The sequence below is a fragment of the Amycolatopsis sp. NPDC047767 genome (assembly GCF_040704195.1).
Classification (GTDB): domain Bacteria; phylum Actinomycetota; class Actinomycetes; order Mycobacteriales; family Pseudonocardiaceae; genus Amycolatopsis.
In genome coordinates this window covers 25,449-46,444 of record NZ_JBEYSJ010000030.1, presented here as the reverse complement: position 1 = coordinate 46,444, position 20,996 = coordinate 25,449, and the positions used below count along the sequence as shown (strand labels likewise).

At 70.6% G+C, this 20,996-nt stretch carries 22 protein-coding genes; 8 read left to right on the top strand and 14 right to left on the bottom strand.

Annotated elements, in window-relative coordinates:
- Positions 1 to 106 precede the first annotated feature (106 nt).
- Positions 107 to 676 carry a helix-turn-helix domain-containing protein gene (locus AB0878_RS37645; RefSeq protein ID WP_366585735.1) on the bottom strand — a complete coding sequence of 190 codons (570 nt, stop codon included), beginning with the start codon at positions 674 to 676 and terminating at the stop codon, positions 107 to 109.
- A 320-nt stretch (positions 677 to 996) separates the two neighbouring features.
- Here AB0878_RS37645 and AB0878_RS37640 point away from each other — a divergent pair, with 320 nt between their 5' ends.
- Positions 997 to 1,929, top strand: coding sequence for a zinc-binding dehydrogenase (locus AB0878_RS37640; RefSeq protein WP_366585603.1), 933 nt, complete (start codon positions 997 to 999; stop codon positions 1,927 to 1,929).
- Here AB0878_RS37640 and trpC read toward each other — a convergent pair.
- From trpC to AB0878_RS37625, 3 genes are all read right to left on the bottom strand, one after another.
- Positions 1,926 to 2,702: an indole-3-glycerol phosphate synthase TrpC gene (gene trpC / locus AB0878_RS37635; protein ID WP_366585601.1), complete on the bottom strand. Its 777-nt coding sequence runs from the start codon at positions 2,700 to 2,702 to the stop codon at positions 1,926 to 1,928. The two genes, AB0878_RS37640 and trpC, sit on opposite strands and share 4 nt — an antisense overlap.
- A gap of 151 nt (positions 2,703 to 2,853) precedes the next feature.
- A complete protein-coding gene (locus tag AB0878_RS37630) occupies positions 2,854 to 3,768 on the bottom strand; it encodes a MazG family protein (RefSeq protein WP_366585599.1) in 915 nt (304 codons plus the stop codon).
- Entirely contained in the window at positions 3,765 to 4,793 is a 1,029-nt protein-coding gene (locus tag AB0878_RS37625; RefSeq protein ID WP_366585597.1) for a hypothetical protein, read from the bottom strand. The genes AB0878_RS37630 and AB0878_RS37625 overlap by 4 nt, the downstream gene beginning before the upstream one ends.
- A gap of 76 nt (positions 4,794 to 4,869) precedes the next feature.
- On the opposite strand from AB0878_RS37625, the gene AB0878_RS37620 reads away from it, so the two are divergent.
- Positions 4,870 to 5,283: a hypothetical protein gene (locus tag AB0878_RS37620; protein ID WP_366585595.1), complete on the top strand. Its 414-nt coding sequence runs from the start codon at positions 4,870 to 4,872 to the stop codon at positions 5,281 to 5,283.
- 72 nt (positions 5,284 to 5,355) lie between these two features.
- Here the strand turns inward: AB0878_RS37620 and AB0878_RS37615 are convergent, their stop codons facing one another.
- The 4 genes from AB0878_RS37615 to AB0878_RS37600 all read right to left on the bottom strand — a co-directional run bounded on the left by AB0878_RS37615 (position 5,356) and on the right by AB0878_RS37600 (position 12,275).
- Positions 5,356 to 6,228 carry a helix-turn-helix transcriptional regulator gene (locus tag AB0878_RS37615; protein ID WP_366585593.1) on the bottom strand — a complete coding sequence of 291 codons (873 nt, stop codon included), beginning with the start codon at positions 6,226 to 6,228 and terminating at the stop codon, positions 5,356 to 5,358.
- 90 nt (positions 6,229 to 6,318) lie between these two features.
- The gene (mfd, locus tag AB0878_RS37610; RefSeq protein ID WP_366585733.1) at positions 6,319 to 9,882 is read right to left on the bottom strand and encodes a transcription-repair coupling factor; all 3,564 of its coding nucleotides are present in this window, start codon (positions 9,880 to 9,882) and stop codon (positions 6,319 to 6,321) included.
- Between the two features lie 206 nt (positions 9,883 to 10,088).
- On the bottom strand, positions 10,089 to 10,640 hold the full coding sequence (locus AB0878_RS37605; protein WP_366585591.1) for a DUF3558 family protein: 552 nt from the start codon (positions 10,638 to 10,640) through the stop codon (positions 10,089 to 10,091).
- Between the two features lie 717 nt (positions 10,641 to 11,357).
- The gene (locus AB0878_RS37600; protein ID WP_366585589.1) at positions 11,358 to 12,275 is read right to left on the bottom strand and encodes an LLM class flavin-dependent oxidoreductase; all 918 of its coding nucleotides are present in this window, start codon (positions 12,273 to 12,275) and stop codon (positions 11,358 to 11,360) included.
- 85 nt (positions 12,276 to 12,360) lie between these two features.
- On the opposite strand from AB0878_RS37600, the gene AB0878_RS37595 reads away from it, so the two are divergent.
- Entirely contained in the window at positions 12,361 to 13,164 is an 804-nt protein-coding gene (locus AB0878_RS37595; RefSeq protein ID WP_366585587.1) for a helix-turn-helix transcriptional regulator, read from the top strand.
- Here AB0878_RS37595 and AB0878_RS37590 read toward each other — a convergent pair.
- Together AB0878_RS37590 and AB0878_RS37585 are read right to left on the bottom strand one after the other, a co-directional pair.
- On the bottom strand, positions 13,106 to 13,612 hold the full coding sequence (locus tag AB0878_RS37590; RefSeq protein WP_366585585.1) for a DedA family protein: 507 nt from the start codon (positions 13,610 to 13,612) through the stop codon (positions 13,106 to 13,108). The two genes, AB0878_RS37595 and AB0878_RS37590, sit on opposite strands and share 59 nt — an antisense overlap.
- Positions 13,584 to 14,186, bottom strand: coding sequence for a methyltransferase domain-containing protein (locus tag AB0878_RS37585; RefSeq protein WP_366585583.1), 603 nt, complete (start codon positions 14,184 to 14,186; stop codon positions 13,584 to 13,586). The genes AB0878_RS37590 and AB0878_RS37585 overlap by 29 nt, the downstream gene beginning before the upstream one ends.
- Positions 14,187 to 14,333: 147 nt before the next feature.
- Between AB0878_RS37585 and AB0878_RS37580 the strand changes: the two genes are divergently transcribed.
- Genes AB0878_RS37580 through AB0878_RS37570 form a run of 3 tightly spaced genes read left to right on the top strand, consistent with a single transcriptional unit; the run spans position 14,334 to position 17,323 of the window.
- A complete protein-coding gene (locus AB0878_RS37580) occupies positions 14,334 to 15,461 on the top strand; it encodes a histidine kinase (RefSeq protein WP_366585731.1) in 1,128 nt (375 codons plus the stop codon).
- On the top strand, positions 15,458 to 16,105 hold the full coding sequence (locus AB0878_RS37575) for a response regulator transcription factor (protein ID WP_366585581.1): 648 nt from the start codon (positions 15,458 to 15,460) through the stop codon (positions 16,103 to 16,105). Before AB0878_RS37580 ends, AB0878_RS37575 begins: the two co-directional genes overlap by 4 nt.
- A 36-nt stretch (positions 16,106 to 16,141) precedes the next feature.
- Positions 16,142 to 17,323, top strand: a complete 1,182-nt coding sequence (locus tag AB0878_RS37570; protein WP_366585579.1) for a PQQ-dependent sugar dehydrogenase — start codon at positions 16,142 to 16,144, stop codon at positions 17,321 to 17,323.
- Here AB0878_RS37570 and AB0878_RS37565 read toward each other — a convergent pair.
- Entirely contained in the window at positions 17,320 to 18,039 is a 720-nt protein-coding gene (locus AB0878_RS37565) for an SDR family oxidoreductase (RefSeq protein ID WP_366585577.1), read from the bottom strand. The two genes, AB0878_RS37570 and AB0878_RS37565, sit on opposite strands and share 4 nt — an antisense overlap.
- A gap of 64 nt (positions 18,040 to 18,103) precedes the next feature.
- Here AB0878_RS37565 and AB0878_RS37560 point away from each other — a divergent pair, with 64 nt between their 5' ends.
- On the top strand, positions 18,104 to 18,622 hold the full coding sequence (locus tag AB0878_RS37560) for an isochorismatase family protein (protein ID WP_354863988.1): 519 nt from the start codon (positions 18,104 to 18,106) through the stop codon (positions 18,620 to 18,622).
- Positions 18,619 to 19,008 carry an NUDIX domain-containing protein gene (locus tag AB0878_RS37555; RefSeq protein ID WP_366585575.1) on the top strand — a complete coding sequence of 130 codons (390 nt, stop codon included), beginning with the start codon at positions 18,619 to 18,621 and terminating at the stop codon, positions 19,006 to 19,008. The genes AB0878_RS37560 and AB0878_RS37555 overlap by 4 nt, the downstream gene beginning before the upstream one ends.
- Here AB0878_RS37555 and AB0878_RS37550 read toward each other — a convergent pair.
- The 3 genes from AB0878_RS37550 to AB0878_RS37540 all read right to left on the bottom strand — a co-directional run bounded on the left by AB0878_RS37550 (position 19,005) and on the right by AB0878_RS37540 (position 20,933).
- Entirely contained in the window at positions 19,005 to 19,364 is a 360-nt protein-coding gene (locus AB0878_RS37550) for a nuclear transport factor 2 family protein (RefSeq protein ID WP_366585573.1), read from the bottom strand. The genes AB0878_RS37555 and AB0878_RS37550 overlap by 4 nt on opposite strands.
- Before the next feature lie 45 nt (positions 19,365 to 19,409).
- Positions 19,410 to 20,000: a TetR/AcrR family transcriptional regulator gene (locus AB0878_RS37545; RefSeq protein ID WP_285974454.1), complete on the bottom strand. Its 591-nt coding sequence runs from the start codon at positions 19,998 to 20,000 to the stop codon at positions 19,410 to 19,412.
- Positions 20,001 to 20,108: 108 nt separating this feature from the next.
- A complete protein-coding gene (locus AB0878_RS37540; protein ID WP_366585570.1) occupies positions 20,109 to 20,933 on the bottom strand; it encodes an oxidoreductase in 825 nt (274 codons plus the stop codon).
- Between the last annotated feature and the right edge of the window lie 63 nt (positions 20,934 to 20,996).

Sequence of the window (20,996 nt, the reverse complement as noted above, 5' to 3'; positions counted from 1 at the left end):
GCGACGGGCAAGGTCGCTCGGATGCTCCGGCCTGCTCGCGACGCTGCGGGAATCCGGCCTCGGCGTGCGAGGCACGCAGCCGACAGGGGCGAACCCGCCGTGGTGGTTACACCACTGGGTGCAGGGGCATGCGGGCCGCCGGTGGGAGTGGCGACAGTTGCGGGGTGGCGCGGAAGGCCTGGATCGCCAGTGCGGCGAAGCGGCGGGAAGCGGCGATGCGGGCGGCGGGCGAGGTGGCGTGGATGCCGTTGTTGGCCATGAGGACCAGGACGAGGTCGTCGACGACGAAGTCGGGGCGGAGGTGGCCCGTGGTTTTGGCGCGGCGCGCGAGCTCGGCGATCGAGGCGAGGGCGGAGTCGCGGGTGGTGGTGAAGTCGAAGGCGCGCGGGAAGCGCGAGAGGAACGCGGCGGTGAAGCCGCGGTCGCGAGCGTGGACGGCGAAGAGTTTTTCGATCACCAGGCAGAAGCCGAGCCACGGGTCGGGGGTGGCGAGGCCCTCGTCGACGATCTGGCGGCAGATCTGGAGCTGATCGGCGAAGGCCGCGCCCGCCAGGTCTTCCTTGGTCGGGAAGTGGCGGTAGAGCGTGGCCGGCCCGACGCCGGCGCGGCGGGCGATCTCGCGCATCGGGACGTCGAGGCCTTCGGCAGCGAAGACCTCGCGGGCCGCGGTGAGGATGCGGTCGCGGTTGTCGCGGGCGTCGGAGCGGAGGGGGCGCGAAGCGGCTGAGTCGCCGACCTCAGCGCGCGGCGTGGCGGGCCGCGAAGCAACCGGGCCCACGCCAGCTGCAGGCGACGCAGCATCACCCGAGGCAATGGCCTCCGAGCCCGAGGCCCGCGAAGCGTCCGCAGGCGAAGCGGCATCAACCGAGGGAGCGTCCGCGCGTGAAACAGCGGGGCGCGAGGTCTGAGGCAAACGAGCCGTCACGCTCTCACTTTAGCCGAAGCGGACGCCCCCGTCCGTTAGCGTCGGTGGCCGTACGAGAGGAGAACACGCAGGTGAAAGCAGTGGCGATTCAGGAGTTCGGGCCGGCCGACGGGTTGCGGGTCGTCGAGGTGCCGGAGCCCGCACCGGGGGCGGGGCAGGTGCTCATCGAGACCGAGGCGATCGGCGTGGGCGGGGTCGACGCGGTGATCCGGCGCGGCACGCTCGGCAGTTACGGCTTCAAGACCGGCCACATCCCCGGCAGCGAGGTCGCCGGGACGGTCATCGGGGTCGGCGAAGGGCTCGACGGGAGCCTGAAGGGCCGGCGGATGTGGGCGTTCACCGGAACCGGCGGCGGGTACGCCGAGAAGGCGGTGGCCAGCGACTTCCTGCCGATCCCCGAGAGCCTGAGCAGCGAAGACGCCGTGGCCATCGGCACGTCGGGAGCCGTCGCGCACTTCGCCCTGGCGCATGCGCACTTCCGGAAAGGCGAGGCCGTGCTGGTGCGCGGGGCGGCCGGGAGCATCGGGGTGTCGGCGGTTCAGCTGGCGGCAAGGAGCGCCAAGACCGTGGCCGTCACGACGTCGAGCACAGCACGAGGCGAGCGCCTCAAGAAGCTCGGCGCCACGGAGGTCCTCGACCGGGCGGCGAGCGGCGAAGGCAAGTACGACGTCATCATCGACCTGATCGCCGGCCCGAACCTGCCGGACTTCTTCGACAAGCTCAACCCCAACGGCCGCCTCGTGGTCGTGGGCGTGGTCGGCGGGATGCCGCCAGCCGACTTCGCCGCGAAGCTGCTGCAGAACTTCCAGAAGTCCCTCTCGTTCATGACCTTCAGCGCCGACACCGTGCCCCGTGCGGAACTACAACGAGTGCGCCTGGAGCAGTTCGAGGACGCGGCATTCCACGGCGTCGTCCACGAAATCCTGCCGCTCGACGAGGCCGCCAAAGCCCACCAGAAGATGGACGACGGCGAGGTCTTCGGCCGGATCGTCCTGAAGCCCTAACCCTGGATGAAGTCGCGGACGGACGTCACCGGGTCGCCCGAGCGCACCAGCGCCTCGCCGACCAGGACGACGTCCGCGCCCCAGCCGCGGTACTCCGCGACGTCGCCCGGGCCGGCGACGCCCGACTCCGCCACGCGCACGCGGTCGGCGGGGATCTGCGGGCCGAGCTCCTTGAACACGGTCCGGTCGACCTCGAGCGTCGTGAGGTCACGCGCGTTGATGCCCAGCACCTGCGCGCCGGACGCGACCGCGCGCTCCAGCTCGCCGGCCGTGTGCGATTCCACCAGCGGCGTCAGGCCCAGCTCCACCGCGAGGCCGTACAGGTCGTCGAGCAGCGAACCCTCCAGCGAGACGACCATCAGCAACGCCAGGTCCGCCCCGAACGCCCGCGCCTCCCACAGCTGGTACGGCTCCACAATGAAGTCCTTGCGCAGCACCGGAATGTCCACCCGCGCCCGCACGGCTTCGAGGTCCGCCAGCGACCCGCCGAAGCGGCGACGCTCCGTCAGCACACTGATGGCCGCCGCCCCGCCCTGCTCGTACTGGCCCGCGAGCGCGGCCGGGTCGGCGATCTCGGCGAGCGCGCCCTTGCTCGGGCTCTTGCGCTTCACCTCGGCGATGATCGACACGCCGGAAGCGCGGAACGCGGGCAGCGGATCCCGCGTCGGCGGCAGGTCGCGGACGCGCGCCTGCAGGTCGGCCAGCGACGTCGACCGCTTGCGCTCCTCCAGATCCTCCCGGACACCCTCGAGAATCCCGTCCAGCACGCTCATACCCAACTCCTCCACCGACGACCGCCCAGCCACCATCGTCGGTCCACCCGGGACAGAAGGCACGCGGGAGTGCGCGCGATCACTGCGTGACGTACCGCCCAGGGCACCGAGCGTGGCCGAACGGACGCGCGAAAAAGCCCCGAAACGCCCGTTACGGCCAGAACTTGCGCCAGCCGTCCGCTTCCAGCGTCGACGGTTCCACGCCCGCCTCGCGCGCCGCATCCTCGGCCGCCCGGATGTCCCGCGCGAACTGCTTCGCGACGGCCCGCAGCTCACCTTCGGGATCGGTGCCCGCCCGGCGCGCCGTGGCCGCCGTGCGGAACAGCTGCGCCGCCGGGTCCGAGCCGGCCGGGAACAGGTCCAGCGGAATCCCCGCCCGCCCGCTGCGTTGCCCGAGCTTCGCGGCCAACGCGACGGCCGGCTGACCGAGCGCGACACCGTCCACAATGGAACGACGCTGCTTCTCCGCCTGCTTGAGCTCTTCCCACTTCAGGTTCTGCTGGTCGACCGTGGCCACCTTCGCCGCGTCGGCGAACACGTGCGGGTGCCGCCCGACGAGCTTCGCCGTCAACGCCCGCGCGACGTCGTCGATCGTGAACGGGTCCTCGGCGTCTTCGGCGGCCACACGGGCGTGGAAGAGCACCTGCAGGAGGACGTCGCCGAGCTCTTCGCGCAGGGCCTCGCGGTCGTTCTCCTCGATGGCGTCGAGCAGCTCGTAGGTCTCCTCGACGAGGTACTGCCGGAGCGTTTCGTGCGTCTGCACCGCGTCCCACGGGCAGCCGCCGGGCGAGCGCAGCCGGTCCATGACCTCGGCGGCCTCCACCAGCGGCGCGACCGGGGCCTCGATCACGCGCGCACCCGCGGCCACCAGGGCGGCCGCTTCCGGCGACGAGGTCGACGCCGTGATCAGGACGCGGTCGCCTGCGACCCCCGCCGGAACCGGCGGCACCCCGAACTGGGCGGCGTCAACGTCCGAAGCCGCATACACCGCGGCGCCACGCAACAACCCGACCGCTTCGGCCGGCACCGTCGCCCCGTGCGCGACGACGACAACCGACCCGCTCACTGCTGAGCCGGAGCACTACCCCGGACGGGCAGGAGGAGGCCCTGAAGGCTGTTCGCGTTGGCCGCGAGGTCCATGCCCACGGTGTCCCACACGCCGTAACGCGGGTTGATCTTGTAGTCGACGTCGCCGACATACGGCTGCAGCATCCGCACCCCGATCGCCCCGATCTGGTCCGGCGTCGGCTGCTGCGCCTGGTCGGTCGAGACGGGCTTGTCGGTGGAGCGCTGCTTCACCACGGCCACGATCCACTCGCTCGGCAGCTGGCTCGGGTTGGGCTGGAACGCCATGACGTTGTTCGGCTCCGTGCCGAACAGCACCGACCCGGCATCGGCGGGCGACGACAGCGCCGCAAGCGGTTCGCCGACGTTGCCCTGCGCGCCCTTCGCCAGATCCGCCTGCACGGCGGCCGGGTCGGCCGCGTACGTCTGCGCCTTCGCCAGCGCTTCGGCACGCGAATCGGCCGGGTCGACCGACGGCGCCTGACCATCGGCGGTCGGCCCGGCGATCACGACGTAGTCGAGAGTGACCGACAGCTTCGGCAGGTACTTCACCGCGAGCTGCTGCTCCAAGTACGCGTCGGTGAGCGCTTCGCGGTGGTCGCGGGTCCGCTGCACGAGCTGCGTCACGGCCGCGGGCTGGTCCTGCGCGAGGTTCTCCGGCATGGGTCCGGCGAGCGGGTCGCCCTGCGCCAGGGCGGCGGAGATGGTGGCCTCGTCGGCGACGAGGCCTTCCTTCTGCGCCGCCTTCTGCACCACGGCGTGCAGCAGCTGCTGGCGGACGATCTCCCGGCCCACCAGGTCGAGCTTGTGCTGCGCGGCGAGCTGCTGCGCGTACGGCTGCTCCTGGACGGCCTTGTCCAGCAGGGTCTGCACCTGGTCGATGGTGGTGACCTGGCCGTCGATGACGGCCGCGGCGCCCACCTGGCTGGGCCCGGCGCCGCACCCGGCGAGCAGAAGGCCACTGGCGACGACACCCGCCAGCGCGCTAGACCGTTTCTTCGAGCCGAGGCGCCCCATGATCCGCATCACAGGCCATACCCTCTCACACCGCCGCCCCCGAAACGCAACACCATCGGGGTGCGCGAAGCGTTATTGTCGACAAATGGACTCATGGTTGTCGATCGAGGTTCTCGACGGGGAGTTCCCGGCCCGCGCCTGGCAACGCGCGCACGGCGACAACCTGACCGAAGCCGCAGTGACTCACGGGGCTTTGCAGTGGACGTGGCACGTGCACCAGTGGGGTGTCACGTTGGAGATCGAGTTCCCCGACCTGCTGGATCGGGAGCGGTTCCGCGGCCTGGCCGCCGTGACGGCCGCACTGGACGCGGTACCGGACCCCGACCGGGGCCTGGTGATCTACAACGGCCGCGGTGGCGGGTCGGGATCCCGGGTGCCGCGCCACCCCCGGCCCAAGCCGAGGGCCGACGCGGGCGCGGTGCCCACGCCGAAAGAGGAAGTCCGTTTACAGCTGGCGACAGGTGAGCCGCCGATGTTCCAGCTCAGTGCAGACGGCTGAGGAGTTCCTGCCACGCGGCCGCGGGGACGGTGATGTGGCCGGCTCTTCTCATCGATACGGCCGTGGGGCTGGTCAGAACTGGAGCTGCAGACCTTCGTCGGAAGCTGGATAGAGCTCGGCGACGAGGTCTGTGATGAACCGCCTCGAGTCGGTCTCGGTCAGCGCTTGCTCGCGCAGGCGCCGACGGAGGTTGCCGTACATGGCGATCTCTTCGGGATCTTCGAGGAAGAGATTGACCGCCTCGGTGTCGATGTACACCACCGAATCCGCTTCTTCGAACTCCAGTAGCGAGAAGCCTCCACTTGCCCCTACATGGGGACCGGCTGAAGCCGGCACGATTCGAATCGAGATGTTCGGCCGTACCACCAAGCGCAGCAGATGGTAAAGCTGCTCGGCCATGAGGTCCGCTCCACCGAAGTCGAGCCGCAGCACGAACTCGTGAAGGACGAATTCGAACTGGGTCTGCGACTGGTCGAGAACATCGCGGCGCTTCATCCGCCGGTTGACATACCCCTCGAGATCGCCCTGCAGGTTGACCGAGGATTCCATCTGCGCTCGGCAGTATCGCTCGGTCTGTATGAGGCCGGGAACGATGTTCGCCTGCAGAGCGAACAAAGATGAAGCCTCGGCTTCGAAGTTCTCCAAAGTCCGCAACCGCCGCCTTCGCCGGTCCAACGGAGACTCCACGAGGCCGAACTTGTCTATGTCTTCGCAGAGCGCATAGATTTCGTCGGCCTCCTCGCCGACCACGCCCATGAGGGTGAGCATCTTGACCACGTCTATGTACTTGGTGCCACGCCTCGCGTAGAACATGTTGGAGATGCGGGTCGGCGGCCAGTCCAGCCGGCGCGACATTTCCCGCACACCCCAATGGCGTTCGGCCATCAGCTCTCGCAGACGGACACCGAGTTGGCGCCCTCGCACAGTCGAATAGCGATCATGCATGCGAAAGACGGTACGGCCGAAACCGCTTACGCTCCAACGTTTGCGCTGGTGGTTCCCCCAAAAGTCGGGGTGTTTCCGACTGTGTACACGTCACACGGTGGCTGGCGTCTTCGTCAGCTGGGTCAGCAGCTTCGTGCACCAGTCGAGCAGCTCCTGGTCCCGTAGTGTCGGGGCGCCCATGCGGCCGCCGGCCGGGCCCTCCGTCGGCTTGGGGACGGAGACGGTGTTGGTGATGGCCTTGTACGCCGCCTTGGGGTACAGGCGTTTCAGGCGCACCAGCTGCGAATCGGCGAGGGGCAGGGGCGCGAAGCGGATGGTGTTGCCCTGCACCGCAACCTCCGTGACGCCCGCCGCGCGGCAGGTGTGGCGGAACGCCGCGACGGCGAGGAGGCGGTTGACGGGGGCGGGTGGCTGGCCGTAGCGGTCGATGAGTTCTTCGCGCACGGCGTCGAGGCCCGCGGTGTCGGGCGCGGCCGCGATCTTGCGGTAGGCCTCGAGGCGCAACCGTTCGCCTTCGACGTAGTCGTGGGGGATGTGCGCGTCGATGGGGAGGTCGACGCGGACTTCGGCGAGTTCCTCCTCCTCGGAAGGCTCGGCGCCCGCGTGGCGGCGGAACGCTTCGACGGCTTCGCCGACCAGGCGCACGTACAGGTCGAAGCCGACGCCCGCGATGTGGCCGGACTGTTCCGCGCCGAGGATGTTGCCGGCGCCACGGATTTCCAGGTCCTTCATGGCCACGGCCATGCCCGCGCCCAGCTCGGTGTTCTGCGCGATGGTCGCGAGCCGGTCGTGTGCGGTCTCCGTCAACGGGGCTTCCGGCGGATACAGGAAGTAGGCGTAGCCGCGTTCGCGACCACGCCCGACGCGGCCGCGCAGCTGGTGGAGCTGGGCGAGCCCGAGGAGATCACCACGTTCGACGATGAGGGTGTTGGCGTTGGAGATGTCCAGGCCGGTTTCGACGATCGTGGTGCAGACGAGCACGTCGTACTCGTTTTCCCAGAAGCCCTGGATGATCTTTTCGAGCTTGTCCTCGTTCATCTGGCCGTGGGCGGTCACGACACGCGCTTCGGGTACCAGCTCGCGGATGCGCTTGGCGGCCTTCTCGATGGAGGAGACGCGGTTGTGGACGTAGAAGACCTGGCCGTCACGCAGGAGCTCGCGGCGGACGGCGGCGCCGACCTGCTTGTCGTCGTAGCTGCCGACGTAGGTCAGGATCGGGTGCCGGTCTTCGGGCGGGGTGAGGATGGTGGACATCTCGCGGATGCCGGCGAGCGACATCTCCAGCGTGCGCGGGATGGGCGTGGCGGACATCGTGAGCACGTCGACGTGCGTGCGCAGCGCCTTGATGTGTTCCTTGTGCTCCACGCCGAAACGCTGCTCCTCGTCGACGATCACGAGGCCCAGGTCCTTGTAGCGGATGCCGGTCTGCAGCAGGCGGTGGGTGCCGATGACGATGTCGACCTCACCCTCACCGAGCTGCTCGATGACCAGGTCGGACTCGGTCTTGTTCGTGAACCGCGAAAGGCCTTTGATCGTGACCGGGAACGACTGCATGCGCTCGGTGAAGGTGTTGAGGTGCTGCTGCGCGAGCAGCGTCGTCGGTACGAGCACGGCGACCTGCTTGCCGTCCTGCACCGCCTTGAACGCGGCGCGCACGGCGATCTCGGTCTTGCCGTAGCCGACGTCGCCGCAGATCACGCGGTCCATGGGGACGCCGCGTTCCATGTCGGCCTTGACCTCGTCGATGGCGGCGAGCTGGTCGTTGGTCTCCTGGAACGGGAACGCGTCTTCGAGCTCGTGCTGCCACGGCGTGTCCGGGCCGAAGGGGTGGCCGGGCGCGGCTTGGCGGGCGGCGTAGAGCTGCACGAGCTCGGCCGCGATCTCCTTGACGGCCTTCTTGGCCCTGGCTTTGGTGTTCTTCCAGTCGGAGCCGCCGAGCTTGTTGAGCGTGGGCAGCTCGCCGCCGACGTAGCGGGAGACCTCGTCGAGCTGGTCGGTGGGCACGAACAGCCGGTCGCCGGGGTGGCCGCGCTTGGAACTCGCGTACTCCAGCAGCAGGTATTCGCGCGTGGCGCCGGCGACGGTGCGCTGCACCATCTCGACGAAGCGGCCGATGCCGTGCTGGTTGTGCACCACGTAGTCGCCGGTCTTGAGCGCCAGCGGGTCGACGGCGTTGCGCCGCCGCGAGGGCATCTTGGCGTTGAGGTCCTTTGTGGACGTTCCGGCGTTGGCGCCGCGGCCCGTGAGGTCGGCTTCCGACAGCACCACGAGGGCGCGCTCGGGTGAGACGAAACCGTCGACGAGGGCGCCGCAGGTGACCGTGACGAGGCCGGCCTGCGGGGCCTCGGTGATGCCTTCGCCGGCCAGCGCGGCCGGGACCTCGGCGGTGGTGAGCTGCTCGACGGCGCGGGTGGCGGTGCCGTGGCCCGCGACCACGAGCACGCCGGTGCCGCCGGCGGCGACGTGGGCGCGCAGGTCGGTCATCGCGCGGTCGAACTCGCCGCGGTAGGCGGGCGCGGCTTCGACGCTGACGCGGTAGACGTCGGGGTCTTCGCTGCTCAGCTGGGTGATCGTCCACCAGGCGCGCTTGGTGTCCTGCGCGTGCTCGGCGATCTCGGCCAGGTCGCGGTAGGCCGACGCGCCGAGGTCGATGGGCGCCTGTCCTCCGGCCGCGGCCGTGGTCCACGACGCTTCGAGGAACTCCTGGCCGGTGCGCACGAGGTCGTGGGCGCGGGCGCGGATCTTCTCCGGGTCGGCGAGCAGCACGTGACTGCCGCGCGGCAGGGCGTCGGTGAGCAGGGTGAGCTCGCCGGCGCACAGGACCGGGATGAGGGCTTCCATGCCTTCGACGGGGATACCGTCGGCGAGCTTGGTGAGCATTTCGGCCAGCTGCGCGTCGGCTTCATAGGTGACGGCGAGCTCGGCGGCCTTGGCCTTGACGTCGGCCGTCAGCAGCAGCTCACGGCACGGCGGCGCGGTGACGTGCTGGATCTCACCCGGCAGGGAGCGCTGGTCGGAGACCGCGAACGCGCGGATCTCGCTGACCTCGTCGCCCCAGAACTCGACGCGCACCGGGTGCTGGGCCGTGGGGCCGAACAGGTCGAGGATGCCACCGCGGACGGCGAACTCGCCGCGCTTCTCGACCATGTCCACGCGGGTGTAGGCGAGCTCGACCAGGCGTTCAAGGAGGCCTTCGAAGCTCTGCTCCTCGCCCACGACCAGGTCGACGGGGTCGAGCGAGCCGAGGCCCGGCGCCATGGGCTGGATCAGGCTGCGGACGGTGGACACGACGACCTTGAGCTGGTCGTCACCCTTGTGCAGGCGGTGCAGCACTTCGAGGCGGCGCCCGACGGTGTCGGCGCGCGGCGAGAGGCGCTCGTGGGGCAGCGTCTCCCACGAGGGGAAGTCGACGACCTTCTCGCGCCCGAGCAGCGCTTCGAGGGCGGCGGTGAGCTCGTCGGCCTCCCGGCCGGTGGCGGTCACGGCCAGCACGTGGCGGCCCGCGCCACCTCTCGCCTCGTCTTCGGCGAGCACCGCGGCGACCAGCTGACGCGCGGTCACGGCGCCCTGCAGCTCGAGCAGCGGGGCGCCGGCACGTTCGACGACCCCGCGCAGGGCGGGGTCGGGCAGGATGGCTTGGAGGAGTCCGGACAGTGGAGCGTCGGTCACGTCTTCCAGACTACGTCGGGGCACCGACAGTCCGGGGGCGACCTGGCCACGTGGTGAGGGCGGCGCGCAGGTCGGTTCCGCCGGGGGTCACCCAGGCGACGTAACCGTCGGGGGGATGAAGGCGGCGAGGGGCTGGTCGGGGAGGGCGGTGGCGGTGGCGGTGGCGATCGCCAGGCGCGCGCTGCCTCTCGTCATTCGCTCAACCGGTGGCTGATCGCCGCGGCGAAGTTCTCGCCGACCGTGAGCGGGTCGGGTCCGGGCGCGCCGGGACCGAAGCCGACCGCCGAGAGCCGGATCGACTGACCCGGGCCGGTCATGACGAAGATCATGTAGCCGGTGTCCTGGCCGTGCGTGATCTGGCCCAGCAGCGCACGGTGACCCTCGATCGTGCTGACGGTGAGCTGCCGGACGTCCGGGTCCCGGGTCTTGTCGGTTGCCGGGTAGGCGGTGAAGGTGACCAGTGCGCCTGGTGCACCCCACTGACAGGCCGTGCCGCTCGGGTCCGGGACTTCGGTGCCCTCGATGATCACGTTCAACCGGACGATGTCGTCGTGATCCAGGGCCTTGCAAGGATGATCGGCAAGGTCGGTGATCTTCGGTTTTGCCGGAGCGGTCGAGAGTGTGGTTGGCGGTGTGGTCGGCTTTATCGCCGAAGACGCCGTTGGACCCGGCTGCCGATCGGGCGCGCCGCAGGCGACGACGCCTATCGACATCAGCACGAGAACCACCGTGAGCCGCTGCATGCGTCGCACCGTAAGTCCGGCACTCGGGACCGGTCCCGGCAAAGGGCGCCGCGCGACTTACTGCTTGATGAACGTCGCGACGTTGCGATGCCGGTGGGCGTTTGCCTGCATGGCGCCAGGCTGGTTCCCAGGTTCGTACCTTCAGGTGGGTGGCGTGCACCTGCCCGCACTCGTCGGGCGTCTTTCGTGTGCCGCTGGGGACCTGGCCACAAACCCCACGACCCTTACGGCCTCCACAACCCTCACAACCCCCGCGACGCAGGGCCCACCCTGCCAGGGGCCACCCTGGATCCATTCTACCGGCGCACACCGACAAACCCTGCGGCCGGCGGGACGTTGTCCACAGCCGAGCAGAGTTGTGGACAACCACGGACAACTGGCGGGCGGCAACGACGGGCAACTGCCGCGCAACGAGGGGACAGCCGCGGCGCAACGGTTCGGCAGGGCGCCACAGGACCGTGCGAAAAAGCGTTGCGCCGCAGGGGGTTCGTCGCGGAGGGGCGGAAAGTCGAGGCCGGCTGGGGTGGCCGGCCGCCGCGCGGCGAACCCCGGGGAGAGGGTGCGGCTCAGCCGGCGGTGACGGCCCGGCGGTCGGTGTTACGGGTGATGGTGCGGTTCCAGTCGGGGTCTCCCGTGATCTTCATGGCTTTCCTTTCGTGTCAACGGATCCCCCGGGTGGGGATCCATTCACGACACGGATGGAAAGCCCCGCGGGGTTCAGTGTTGCGGAGAATTGGTCGGCAAGAGTCCCGACAGGAGGCGTAGCTGGTCGGCCACCACGTCGGCGTCCAGGGCGGCGATGCGGAGCAGAATGTGGTCTGCACCAGCTAGTTCGTACTCGCGCAGGCCGGCCGCGACGGTCGAAACCGGTCCGGTGAGCATTGTCTGGATGGTGCCGATCGCGGACAGCGGGCGGCTGTACGTGGCTTGGCAGTAGGTGTCCAGCGCCTGGCGGCCGAGGGCCGGGTCATCGTCGACGTAAGCCGTGGCGAACAGGGCCGGGATGATGGGGCGGTCCGACAGCGAGCGGATGGTGGTGAGGCCGCGGGCGTAGTCGGCGGGGTCGGGTGGGTAGGGCAGCCAGCCGTCGTAGAGGTCGGCCGTGCGGCGGAGGGCGGACGGGGTGGCGCCGGCGAGCCACAGGGGTGGGCCGCCGGGGCGGGAGGGCGCGGGGACGTCGGGAAGCCAGTCGTGGTGGAGGACCTTGCCGTGGAAGGAGCGGGGCGTGCCGGTCCAGAGGTCGCGCCAGAGGCGGGCGACGTCGTCGAGGTGGGAGAAGCGTGTCTTGAACGACACGCCGACCAGGTCGAACTCCGGCTCGCTGAAGCCGGGGAACCCCGCGCCGAGGCCGAGGACGAGGCGGCCGCCGGAGAGCTGGTCGAGGGTCGAGAGCGTCAGCGCCGCCTGCACGGGCTGGCGCAACGCGGGCAACAGCGCGGCGGTGCCCACCGTCATGCGCTCGGTGGCCTGCGCGACGGCGGTGAGCAAGGTGAGCGGCTCGGCCCGGGCGCGGACGAGCGAGTCGCCCGCCCAGACGGAGTCGAAGCCGAGGCGCTCGGCCTCGCGGGCGAGCTCGACGACGGCGGGGGCGGGAAGCTGGGCCTGCCCGGCGGGCAGGAGAAGTCCGAATTTCATGCCCCGAGCATTCGGCGCGCCGGGGTCTCGCGGCAATTCCCCGGAAGGAATAGCGCGCCCGCGCGGGTTCTGCTTGCCTGGCCCCATGGACCCGGCCTTCGCCACCGCGTTGCGCGACGCCCGCACCCGCCGCCGGCTCAGCCAGCTCGACCTGGCCCTGGCCGCCGGCACCACGCAGCGGCACGTGAGCTTTCTGGAACGGGGGCGTTCGGCTCCCGGCCGGGGCATGGTCGTGCGCGTGGCCGAGGCCCTCGGCCTGCCCCTGCGCGAACGCAACGCCCTGCTCCTGGCCGCCGGCTTCGCCCCGCGCTACGCCGAGACGCCCCTCGACGACCCCCGGCTGGCCCCCGTCCTCGATTCGTTGACGGCTCTGCTCGACGGCCACCGCCCGTACCCGGCGCTGATCGTCGACCGCTACGGCACGCTCGTGTCCGCGAACGACGCCTTCACCCTTCTCACGGAAGGCGTGGCCGCCGAACTGCTGGCGCCACCCGTGAACGTCCTGCGCCTGGCCCTGCACCCCGACGGCATGGCCCCGCGCATCCACAACTTCGCCGACTGGGCGCAGCACGTGCTCGAACGCCCCCGCCAGGGCCTGCCGGACCCGCGTCAGGCCGAGTTGCTGGACGAGCTCACTTCGTACCTGCCCGCGCCTTCACCGCCTTCGCCGGACCACCTCGGCTTCGCCGTACCCCTGCAGCTGTCCACCTCCCTGGGCGACCTCCGCCTGATCACCGCCATCACCCGCCTCACGACGGCCGTCGACGTGACGATCGCGGAGCTGAGCCTGGAAACGTTCCTTCCGGCCGACGCGGAAACGGCCGCTTTGCTTACGGCACAACCCATCCCGTCAACTGCCCCGCCAGCAGCTCCACCCCCGCCCACATGACGGCGGCACAAACGCTCCCCACCACAAACCGCCGGTACGGCAGGCCGGCCGATCCGGCGACGCGGGGCACCAGCGTCCGCACCCCCGCCAGGAACCGGCCCAGGACCACCGCCGGCACGCCGAACCGCACGATCGCCGACTCGGCCCGGTCCCAGCGCGCCGGCCCGACCCGGCGGCCCAGGCGCGAAGAGCGCAGCCGCGGCCCCAGCACCCGCCCCTCCCAGTACGCGATCTGGTCGCCCAGAACGGCGGCGGAAACGCAGACCACCAAGGCCACCCACCCGGACAACGTCCCCCGCTGCACGAGGAACCCCATCAGCAGCAAAGTGGACAGTGTCGGCAGCACGATTCCCGGCAGCAGAGCCGTTTCCGCCGTGATCACCAAGGCGCACACGACGTAGACGACCACCGCGGGTGCGTCAAGAAGCGGGTGCAGCAGAGCGTTCACGGGAAACCCCGGCGGAAACCGGCAACGCGGCCCGGTACACGTACGCCGGCGGCAGGTTCCGCCACACCACCGGAGTCCGCTCCACCACGAAGAACCGGCTGCGCAACAGGCGGGCGAACCGGCGGGCCGGCGGTGTCCAGGCGGTGTGGGCGTAGGCGAACGTCGTGAAGCAGCCGCGCGGGGACAGGACCGAGCAGGCCGAGTCCAGGATCTCCTGCTGACGCGAGGCAGGCATGGCCGTCCAGGGCAGGCCGGAGATCACGACGTCCGCCGGGTCCAGTCCCAGGGAACCCACCGAGGAAGCCGAGCCGCACACCACCGAGACCGAGGGGAAGCGCGAACGCAGCGAAGCCGCCAGCCGGGGGTTGATCTCGACCGCCGTGACAGCCGCGGTCGCCGGCACCAGAGCCAGCACCGCCGACGTGAACACCCCCGTCCCCGGCCCCAGCTCGACAACGGAACCCGCGCGCTCGAGACCCAGGCCGCGGGTCATGGCCGTGGCCAGGAACCCAGAACTCGCCGCGACGGCACCCGTCAGCATGGGGTGCCGGAAGAACTCCGTGGTGATCGACATGAACCCGAAACTAAGGACGCATCCCGTGGCCGCGGATCGGCCGATCGGGCCGCGTGCATCGTCCCATCGGAGGAGGCGAGGCATACCGCGGAAGGACGCGGCGAGCGGCCGGCGGGCGTTACGTTCACAGACGTGCGAGCACTGGTGATGTGGGTGCGCAGGCAGCGCTGGACGCTGGACCTGCCGCTGTACGCCGTCTTCGTGCTGCTCGGGCCGAACATCGCGACCGGCGACTGGTCCCTGCGGCTGGTGCCGATGGCGTTCCTGCTGCCGCTGCTCGTGCGACGGCGGTGGCCGCGGACGACGGCGGTGCTGATCATCGCCGGGGTGGTGGCCGTCTACACGAACGACGTGTGGGCGTTCGACCGCGGGCGCAGCGAGCTGGCGATGGCGGTGGTGCTGTTCACGCTGGTCAAGAAGGGTGACCGGCGGTTCGCCGCGGTGATCGCGGCGGCCGTGCTGGCGCTCGACTGGATGTGGGGGTTCACGTGGGGCGCCGAGACGCAGAATCCGACGTTGACGATCGTCGGGGTGCTGCCGCTGCACATCGCGGCGTGGGCGCTGGGCGAGTTCTTCCGCGCGAAGGAGCAGCTGACCGACGAGGAACGGCTGCGCGCGGACCTCGCGGTGTCGGAGCGGCAGGCGCAGGCGCGCGCGGCCGTCGCGGAGGAGCGCACGCGGATCGCGCGCGAGCTGCACGACGTGCTCGCGCACAGCATGAGCGTGATCGTGCTCAACGCCGAAGGCGCGAAACTCGCGCGGCACCAGGACCCTGAAGCCGTTGACCGCACGCTCGACACCATCAGCCGCACCGGGCGCGGGGCGCTTGCGGAGCTGCGGCGGCTGCTCGAAGTGATGCACGCCGGTGAGCCCGCGCGCACGCCGCAGCCGACCCTGGACGAGCTGCGCACGCTCGTCGAGCAGTCCGGGCGCGACGTCGAGCTCGAGGTGACCGGTGATGCCACCGACCTGCCCACGGGCGCCGCGCTGCAGGCGTACCGGATCGTCCAGGAGGCGCTGACCAACATGCTCAAACACGCTCCCGCCGACGCGTCCGCCCGGGTGCGCGTGGAGTTCACGCCGACCGAGGTGCTCGTCGAGGTGACGAACACCGGGGGCCGCGAGCCCGTGGCGGCGGGGCTGCCGTCGTCGGGGCGCGGATTGGCCGGGATGGCGCAGCGCGTGGAGCTCTACCGCGGCAAGCTCGAGACGGGCCCGCTGCCCGACGGCGGGTTCCGCGTGCTCGCGACCCTGCGGACGGGCGCGGCGCGATGACGTCGGTGCTGATCTGCGACGACCAGGAGCTGGTGCGCGTCGGGCTGCGGATGATCGTGGACAGCCAGCCGGATCTCGACGTCGTCGCGGAAGCGGGCGACGGCGCGGAAGCCGTGCGGATCGCCCGCGAACGACGGCCCGACCTGGTGCTGATGGACGTGCGCATGCCGGTGCTCGACGGCGTCGCCGCGACCGAGCGCATCTGCGCCGCCCTGCCGGACGTGCGGGTGCTGGTGATCACGACGTTCGACCTCGACGAATACGCCTACTCGGCCCTGCGCGCCGGCGCGAGCGGGTTCCTGGTGAAGGACGCGCCGTCGGACGAGATGCTGGTGGCGATTCGCGGAGTGCTGCGCGGCGACGCGATGGTGTCGCCTTCGGTCACGCGGCGGCTGCTCGACCGTTACCTGACCGGGCGGCCGGTCGAGTCGGCGAAGCTGGGTTCGCTCACCGAGCGGGAGAAGGACGTGCTCGGGCTGATCGCTCGCGGGCTGTCGAACACCGAGATCGCGGGCAAGCTGTTCATCGGCGAGACGACGGTGAAGACCCACGTCGGGCGCGTCCTCGCGAAGCTGGGCCTGCGGGACCGCGTGCACGCGGTGGTGTTCGCGTACGAGTCGGGGCTGGTCCGGCCCGGCGATTGAGACGCGAACGTCGCTTTTGTCGGGCATGCTGGCCGTATGCGCCTGCCCGGAGTCGTGCTGCTCGCGGTCGTCGCGGTGCTCGCCACCGCTTGTTCGGGAGCGGCGAGTGCGCCGCCGCCGTTGACGAGCGCCCCTTCGCCGGCTTCCGCCACCGCGTTTCGCGTCGAGGAGGTGGCCGGCGGACTGGAGCACGGGTGGGACATCGGATTCCTGCCGGACGGGTCGCTGCTCGTGCCACAGCGCCCGGGCAAGCTGGCGTTGATCCGGGGTGGGCGGACCACCGAGGTGCGCGCCGACTTCTCCGATGTACTCGTGCAGGGCGAAGGCGGGCTGATGGGGATGGTGCTCGCGGCGGATTTCGCTTCGTCGCGGGAGTTCACGACGTGCCAGACGCACCAGGAGGGTGGCCGGGCGGTCGACGTCCGCCTGGTCACGTGGCGGCTCGCGCCGGACGGGACCAGTGCGTCGAAGGTGCGGGATCTGCTGACGGGGCTGCCGGTGAACCCCAGTGGCCGGCACTCCGGCTGCCGGCCGACCCTGGCTCCCGACGGCGCGTTGCTCGTCGGGACCGGGGACACGGCGCGGCCGACGATCGCGCAGGACCGCCACAGCCTCGGCGGGAAGGTGCTGCGGATCAACGCGAAAACCGGGGAAGCGTTGCCGGACAACCCGTTCTTCGCTTCGGCCGATCCCCGCGAGCGGCGGATCTACACCTACGGGCACCGCAACATCCAGGGCGTCGCGATCCGGCCGGGGACCGGGCAGGTGCTGACTTCCGAGCACGGGCCGACGTTCGACGACGAGGTGAACTTGATCCGGCCCGGCGCCAACTACGGGTGGGATCCCTCGAAAGGCGGGACGGATTCCTCGTATGACGAAAGCGTGCCGATGACGGATCTCGACCGGTTCCCCGACGCGGTCCGTCCACTCTGGACATCCGGCGAGATCACCGAGGCGACTTCGGGTGACGCGTTCCTGACCGGTCCGCAGTGGGGTGCCAACGAAGGCGCATTGGCCGTGGTGGCGCTGAAGGGGCAGAAACTGTTGCTGCTGCACCTGGATTCCGCGGCCAAGGTCACTTCGGTGACGCTGCCACCCGAATTCGACGACCGGTTCGGGCGGTTGCGCGCCGTCCGATCAGCGCCGGACGGCGCGCTCTACGTGACCACCTCGAACGGATCGGACGACAAGGTCCTTCGCGTCACCCCTGGCGCTTAAGAGCCTTGGTAGGCGCCGCCGTTCACGTGGACGACCTGGCCCGTCACGTGGCCCGCGCCGGGGCCGGCGAGGAACGCCACGACTTCCGCGACGTCTTCCGGACGGCCCTCTCGGTTGTTCATCGTGGTGGCGACCAGCCGGCCGCGGCGTTCGTCGGTGAGCTTGCCGTGGAAGAACTCCGTGTCCACGATCAAGCCGGGCGCGACCACGTTCGCGGTGATTCCCCGCGGCCCCATGACCCGGGCGACGTCCGAGTTCCACGCCTCGACGGCGGCCTTCGCCCAGCCGTAGGACCCGGCGCCGATGTGGGCGGCGATGGAGCCGATGGTGATGATCCGGCCGTGGTCGGCGAGCCGGTCGCGCAAACCCGCCGTGACCAAGGCGGCGGTGAAGACGTTGGCCCGGAAATTGGCCGTCCAGGCGGTGGCCAGGGTCGCCAGGTCGGTGTTGTCGTCGCGGAGGAAATCGGTGTTGCCACCGGCGTTGTTCACCAATACGTCGACACTTTCCGGCAGTTCCGGCAAGGCCGCCTCGACGGCCTCGTGATCGGCGGCGTCGAACGCGACCGCCCGCGCGCCGAGCAGCGCCGCGGCTTCGGTGAGCACGCTCTCGCGGCGGCCGGTGATCGTCACGCGGTCGCCGGCGCGCGCGAACGCGGCCGCGATGGCGTAGCCGATTCCCGTGCCCCCGCCGGTGACCACTACTTCCCGGTTCATCCCGAACATCCTTTCCCCAGCCGACGAACACAGACCGTACCGGGACCGGCCTAGGATCTGCCGTATGACAGAGATCGACCCCGCCTCGACGGCGCTCGTGCTCGTCGACTTCCAGGAGCGGATCGTCGCGATGCCGACGACGCCGTTCGCCGGGCCCGAGGCCGCCGCCAACGCCGTGCGCCTGCGCGACGCGTTTTCCGAAGCCGGCGCGCAGATCGTGATCATCCAGGCGATGCGCCCGGGCTCCGAAGGCGCGCCGGGCAGCGACGTGATCCCGGAGCTGAAGCCGCGCAACGGCGAAAAGCTGGTGGTCAAGGCCACCATCGGCGGTTTCTACAACACCGACCTGCACGCGCACCTGCGCGACGCGGGCGTGCGCACCGTGGTGTTCGGCGGCATCGCGACGGAATTCGGCGTGGAGTCGACGCTGCGCGCCGCGGCGGACCACGGGTACGCCGTGATCGCCGTGTCCGACGCGATGACGGGCCTGTCCGACGTGTCGCACGAATCGTCGACCACGAAGATCTTCCCGCGGCTCGGCACGGTGCTCACCACGGCCGAAACCCTTGCGGCGCTGGGATGATCGACAAACTCGCGTGGCTGCACGTGGTCGACGGCCGCGTGCTCGCGGCCGTGTCCGCGGGCAAGGACACGTGGTACCTGCCGGGCGGCAAGCGCGAGCCGGGCGAGTCGGACGCCGAGGCGCTGGTGCGGGAGATCGCCGAGGAGCTGTCGGTCGCGCTGGACCCGTCGTCGTTGGAGCCCGCCGGCGTGTGGGAGGCACAGGCGGACGGGCGTGCGGCGGGCACGGTCGTGCGGATGACCTGTTACACGGCCTCGTTTTCCGGCACCTTGGCGGCTTCGAGCGAGATCGCCGACTTCGCTTGGCTGGGCTTCGAGGACCGGCCGCGCGTGTCGGCGGTTGTGCAGCTGATCTTCGACGACCTGCACGCGCGCGGCCTGCTCTAGCCGAGCTGCTTCTGCATGGCCGCGGCGAGCGCGTTGAGCCCGGACAGCGGGCGCACCATCACCACGAGCTCGGTGATCTCGCCGGAGTCGTTGGTGCGCAAGAAGTCGCAGCCTTCCACCTCGCGGTCGCCGACGCGCGCGGTGAACACGAGGGCGTGGCCGTCGTCGTCTTTCAGCTCCCGCTGATACGCGAAGCCCTCGAACACCGCGAACGCCGCCCGCAGGATCACCCCGACCTGCTCGCGCCCCTGGTAGGGCCGGTGCACAGCGGGACTGCGGAACACGGCGTCCTCGGTGAACAACGCGACGGCGGCCTCGATGTCCCGGCCTTCGATGGCTTCCCGGAAAGTCGTCATCGGATGATCGTCAAGCACTGAGCCGGTTCGGACAAGTCCCCGGGCTCAGCCCAGCAGCCTCGGCTTGTGTTCCAGATGCGACAACCCGTTCCAGGCCAAGTTCACCAGATGCGCCGCCACCTCGTCGCGCTTCGGTTTGCGTGCGTCGAGCCACCACTGGCCCGTCAGGGCGACCATCCCGACCAGCGCCTGCGCGTACAGGGCCGACAGCTTCTCCTCGTAGCCGCGCGCCGCGAACTGCTGGGCGAGGATGTGTTCGACCTGGCCCGCGATGTCGTTGAGGACGGTGGAGAAGGTGCCGGTGGAGCTGGCCACCGGGGAGTCGCGGACGAGGATGCGGAAGCCGTCGTGGGAGTCCTCGACGTAGCTGAGCAGGGCGATGGCCGCTTGTTCGAGCATGACGCGCGGGTGGCCGCCGTGGAGGGTGTTGACCATGCGGTCGAGCAGGAGCTGCGTCTCGCGGTCCACGACGACCGCGTAGATGCCTTCCTTGCCGCCGAAGTGTTCGTAGACGACGGGTTTCGAGACGTTCGCGCGGGCGGCGATCTCTTCCACCGAGGTGCCGTCGAAGCCCTTCTCGGCGAACAACGCGCGCGCGACGAGGAGCAGCTGTTGCCGGCGTTCGCTGCCTGTCATGCGGACGCGCGTCACCGGCGCCGCCGGTCGTGCGCCGGTTACCGCTGCTTCGCGCTTCGCCCTTCGTCTCCCCGCCATGCGCAGCAGGGTAGCCGGGTGGCGGCGCGCTCAGGCGAACGCGGTGTTGCGCGCGCGGTCCTCCCACGCCGTCAGGTCGGCCCGCACCTGGTCGAGGTGACCGCCGATCGCGTCGACGGCGTCGCCGCCGAGGGCCAGGCGCAGCGGGGTTTCCGGGGCGTCGAGCGCGGTGAGGATGGCGGCGGCGGCCTTCGCGGGGTCGCCGGCCTGCGTGCCATCGGCGTCGACGACGAGGCGGCGCGTGGGGCCGACCGACTCGGCGTAGTCGTCGATCTCGCCGCTGCGGCTCGTGCTGCCCCACAAACCGGTGCGGAACGCGCCCGGTTCCACGATCAGCACCTTGATCCCCAGGCGGCCCACCTCGTCGGCGAGCCCTTCGGACAGCCCCTCCAACGCGAACTTCGTGCCGCTGTAGGCCGAGAACCCCGCGAACGACAGCTGCCCGCCCATGCTGCTCATCTGCACGATCGCGCCGGACCGCCGCTCGCGCATGTGCGGCAGCACCGCGCGCACCAGGGCCGCCGGGCCGAAGACGTGCACGTCGAACAGCGACCGCAGCTCCTCGTCGGTGGTCTCCTCGAACGCGCCGACGTGGCTGCGGCCGGCGTTGTTCACCAGCACGTCGAGCCGGCCGTGCCGCGCGATGACCGAGGAGACGGTGGCGTCGACCGCCGCGAGGTCCGTGACGTCGAGCGGCACCGCCTCCACCTGGTCCGGGTGCGCGGCGACGACGTCGGCCAGCGTTTCGGTGCGCCGCGCCGCCGCGACCACCACGTCGCCGGCCGCCACCGCGGCCTCGGTGAGCGCGCGGCCGAAGCCGCTGTTCGCGCCGGTGATCAGCCAAACCTTGTTCATGTCCTGAGCCCCTTTCGCTGACACCGACTCTGGGCGAAAAGCGCTCGCGCGTCCAAGACCTGC

Coding starts and splice junctions, on each gene's coding strand:
- AB0878_RS37570 (WP_366585579.1), top strand. CDS start 16,142: ATGCGCCTGCCCGGAGTCGTGCTGCTCGCGGTCGTCGCGGTGCTCGCC.
- AB0878_RS37565 (WP_366585577.1), bottom strand. CDS start 18,039: ATGAACCGGGAAGTAGTGGTCACCGGCGGGGGCACGGGAATCGGCTAC.
- AB0878_RS37595 (WP_366585587.1), top strand. CDS start 12,361: ATGGACCCGGCCTTCGCCACCGCGTTGCGCGACGCCCGCACCCGCCGC.
- AB0878_RS37615 (WP_366585593.1), bottom strand. CDS start 6,228: ATGCATGATCGCTATTCGACTGTGCGAGGGCGCCAACTCGGTGTCCGT.
- AB0878_RS37620 (WP_366585595.1), top strand. CDS start 4,870: ATGGACTCATGGTTGTCGATCGAGGTTCTCGACGGGGAGTTCCCGGCC.
- AB0878_RS37545 (WP_285974454.1), bottom strand. CDS start 20,000: ATGACAGGCAGCGAACGCCGGCAACAGCTGCTCCTCGTCGCGCGCGCG.
- AB0878_RS37585 (WP_366585583.1), bottom strand. CDS start 14,186: ATGTCGATCACCACGGAGTTCTTCCGGCACCCCATGCTGACGGGTGCC.
- AB0878_RS37550 (WP_366585573.1), bottom strand. CDS start 19,364: ATGACGACTTTCCGGGAAGCCATCGAAGGCCGGGACATCGAGGCCGCC.
- trpC (WP_366585601.1), bottom strand. CDS start 2,702: ATGAGCGTGCTGGACGGGATTCTCGAGGGTGTCCGGGAGGATCTGGAG.
- AB0878_RS37555 (WP_366585575.1), top strand. CDS start 18,619: ATGATCGACAAACTCGCGTGGCTGCACGTGGTCGACGGCCGCGTGCTC.
- AB0878_RS37605 (WP_366585591.1), bottom strand. CDS start 10,640: ATGCAGCGGCTCACGGTGGTTCTCGTGCTGATGTCGATAGGCGTCGTC.
- AB0878_RS37580 (WP_366585731.1), top strand. CDS start 14,334: ATGTGGGTGCGCAGGCAGCGCTGGACGCTGGACCTGCCGCTGTACGCC.
- AB0878_RS37600 (WP_366585589.1), bottom strand. CDS start 12,275: ATGAAATTCGGACTTCTCCTGCCCGCCGGGCAGGCCCAGCTTCCCGCC.
- AB0878_RS37625 (WP_366585597.1), bottom strand. CDS start 4,793: ATGCGGATCATGGGGCGCCTCGGCTCGAAGAAACGGTCTAGCGCGCTG.
- AB0878_RS37575 (WP_366585581.1), top strand. CDS start 15,458: ATGACGTCGGTGCTGATCTGCGACGACCAGGAGCTGGTGCGCGTCGGG.
- AB0878_RS37560 (WP_354863988.1), top strand. CDS start 18,104: ATGACAGAGATCGACCCCGCCTCGACGGCGCTCGTGCTCGTCGACTTC.
- AB0878_RS37540 (WP_366585570.1), bottom strand. CDS start 20,933: ATGAACAAGGTTTGGCTGATCACCGGCGCGAACAGCGGCTTCGGCCGC.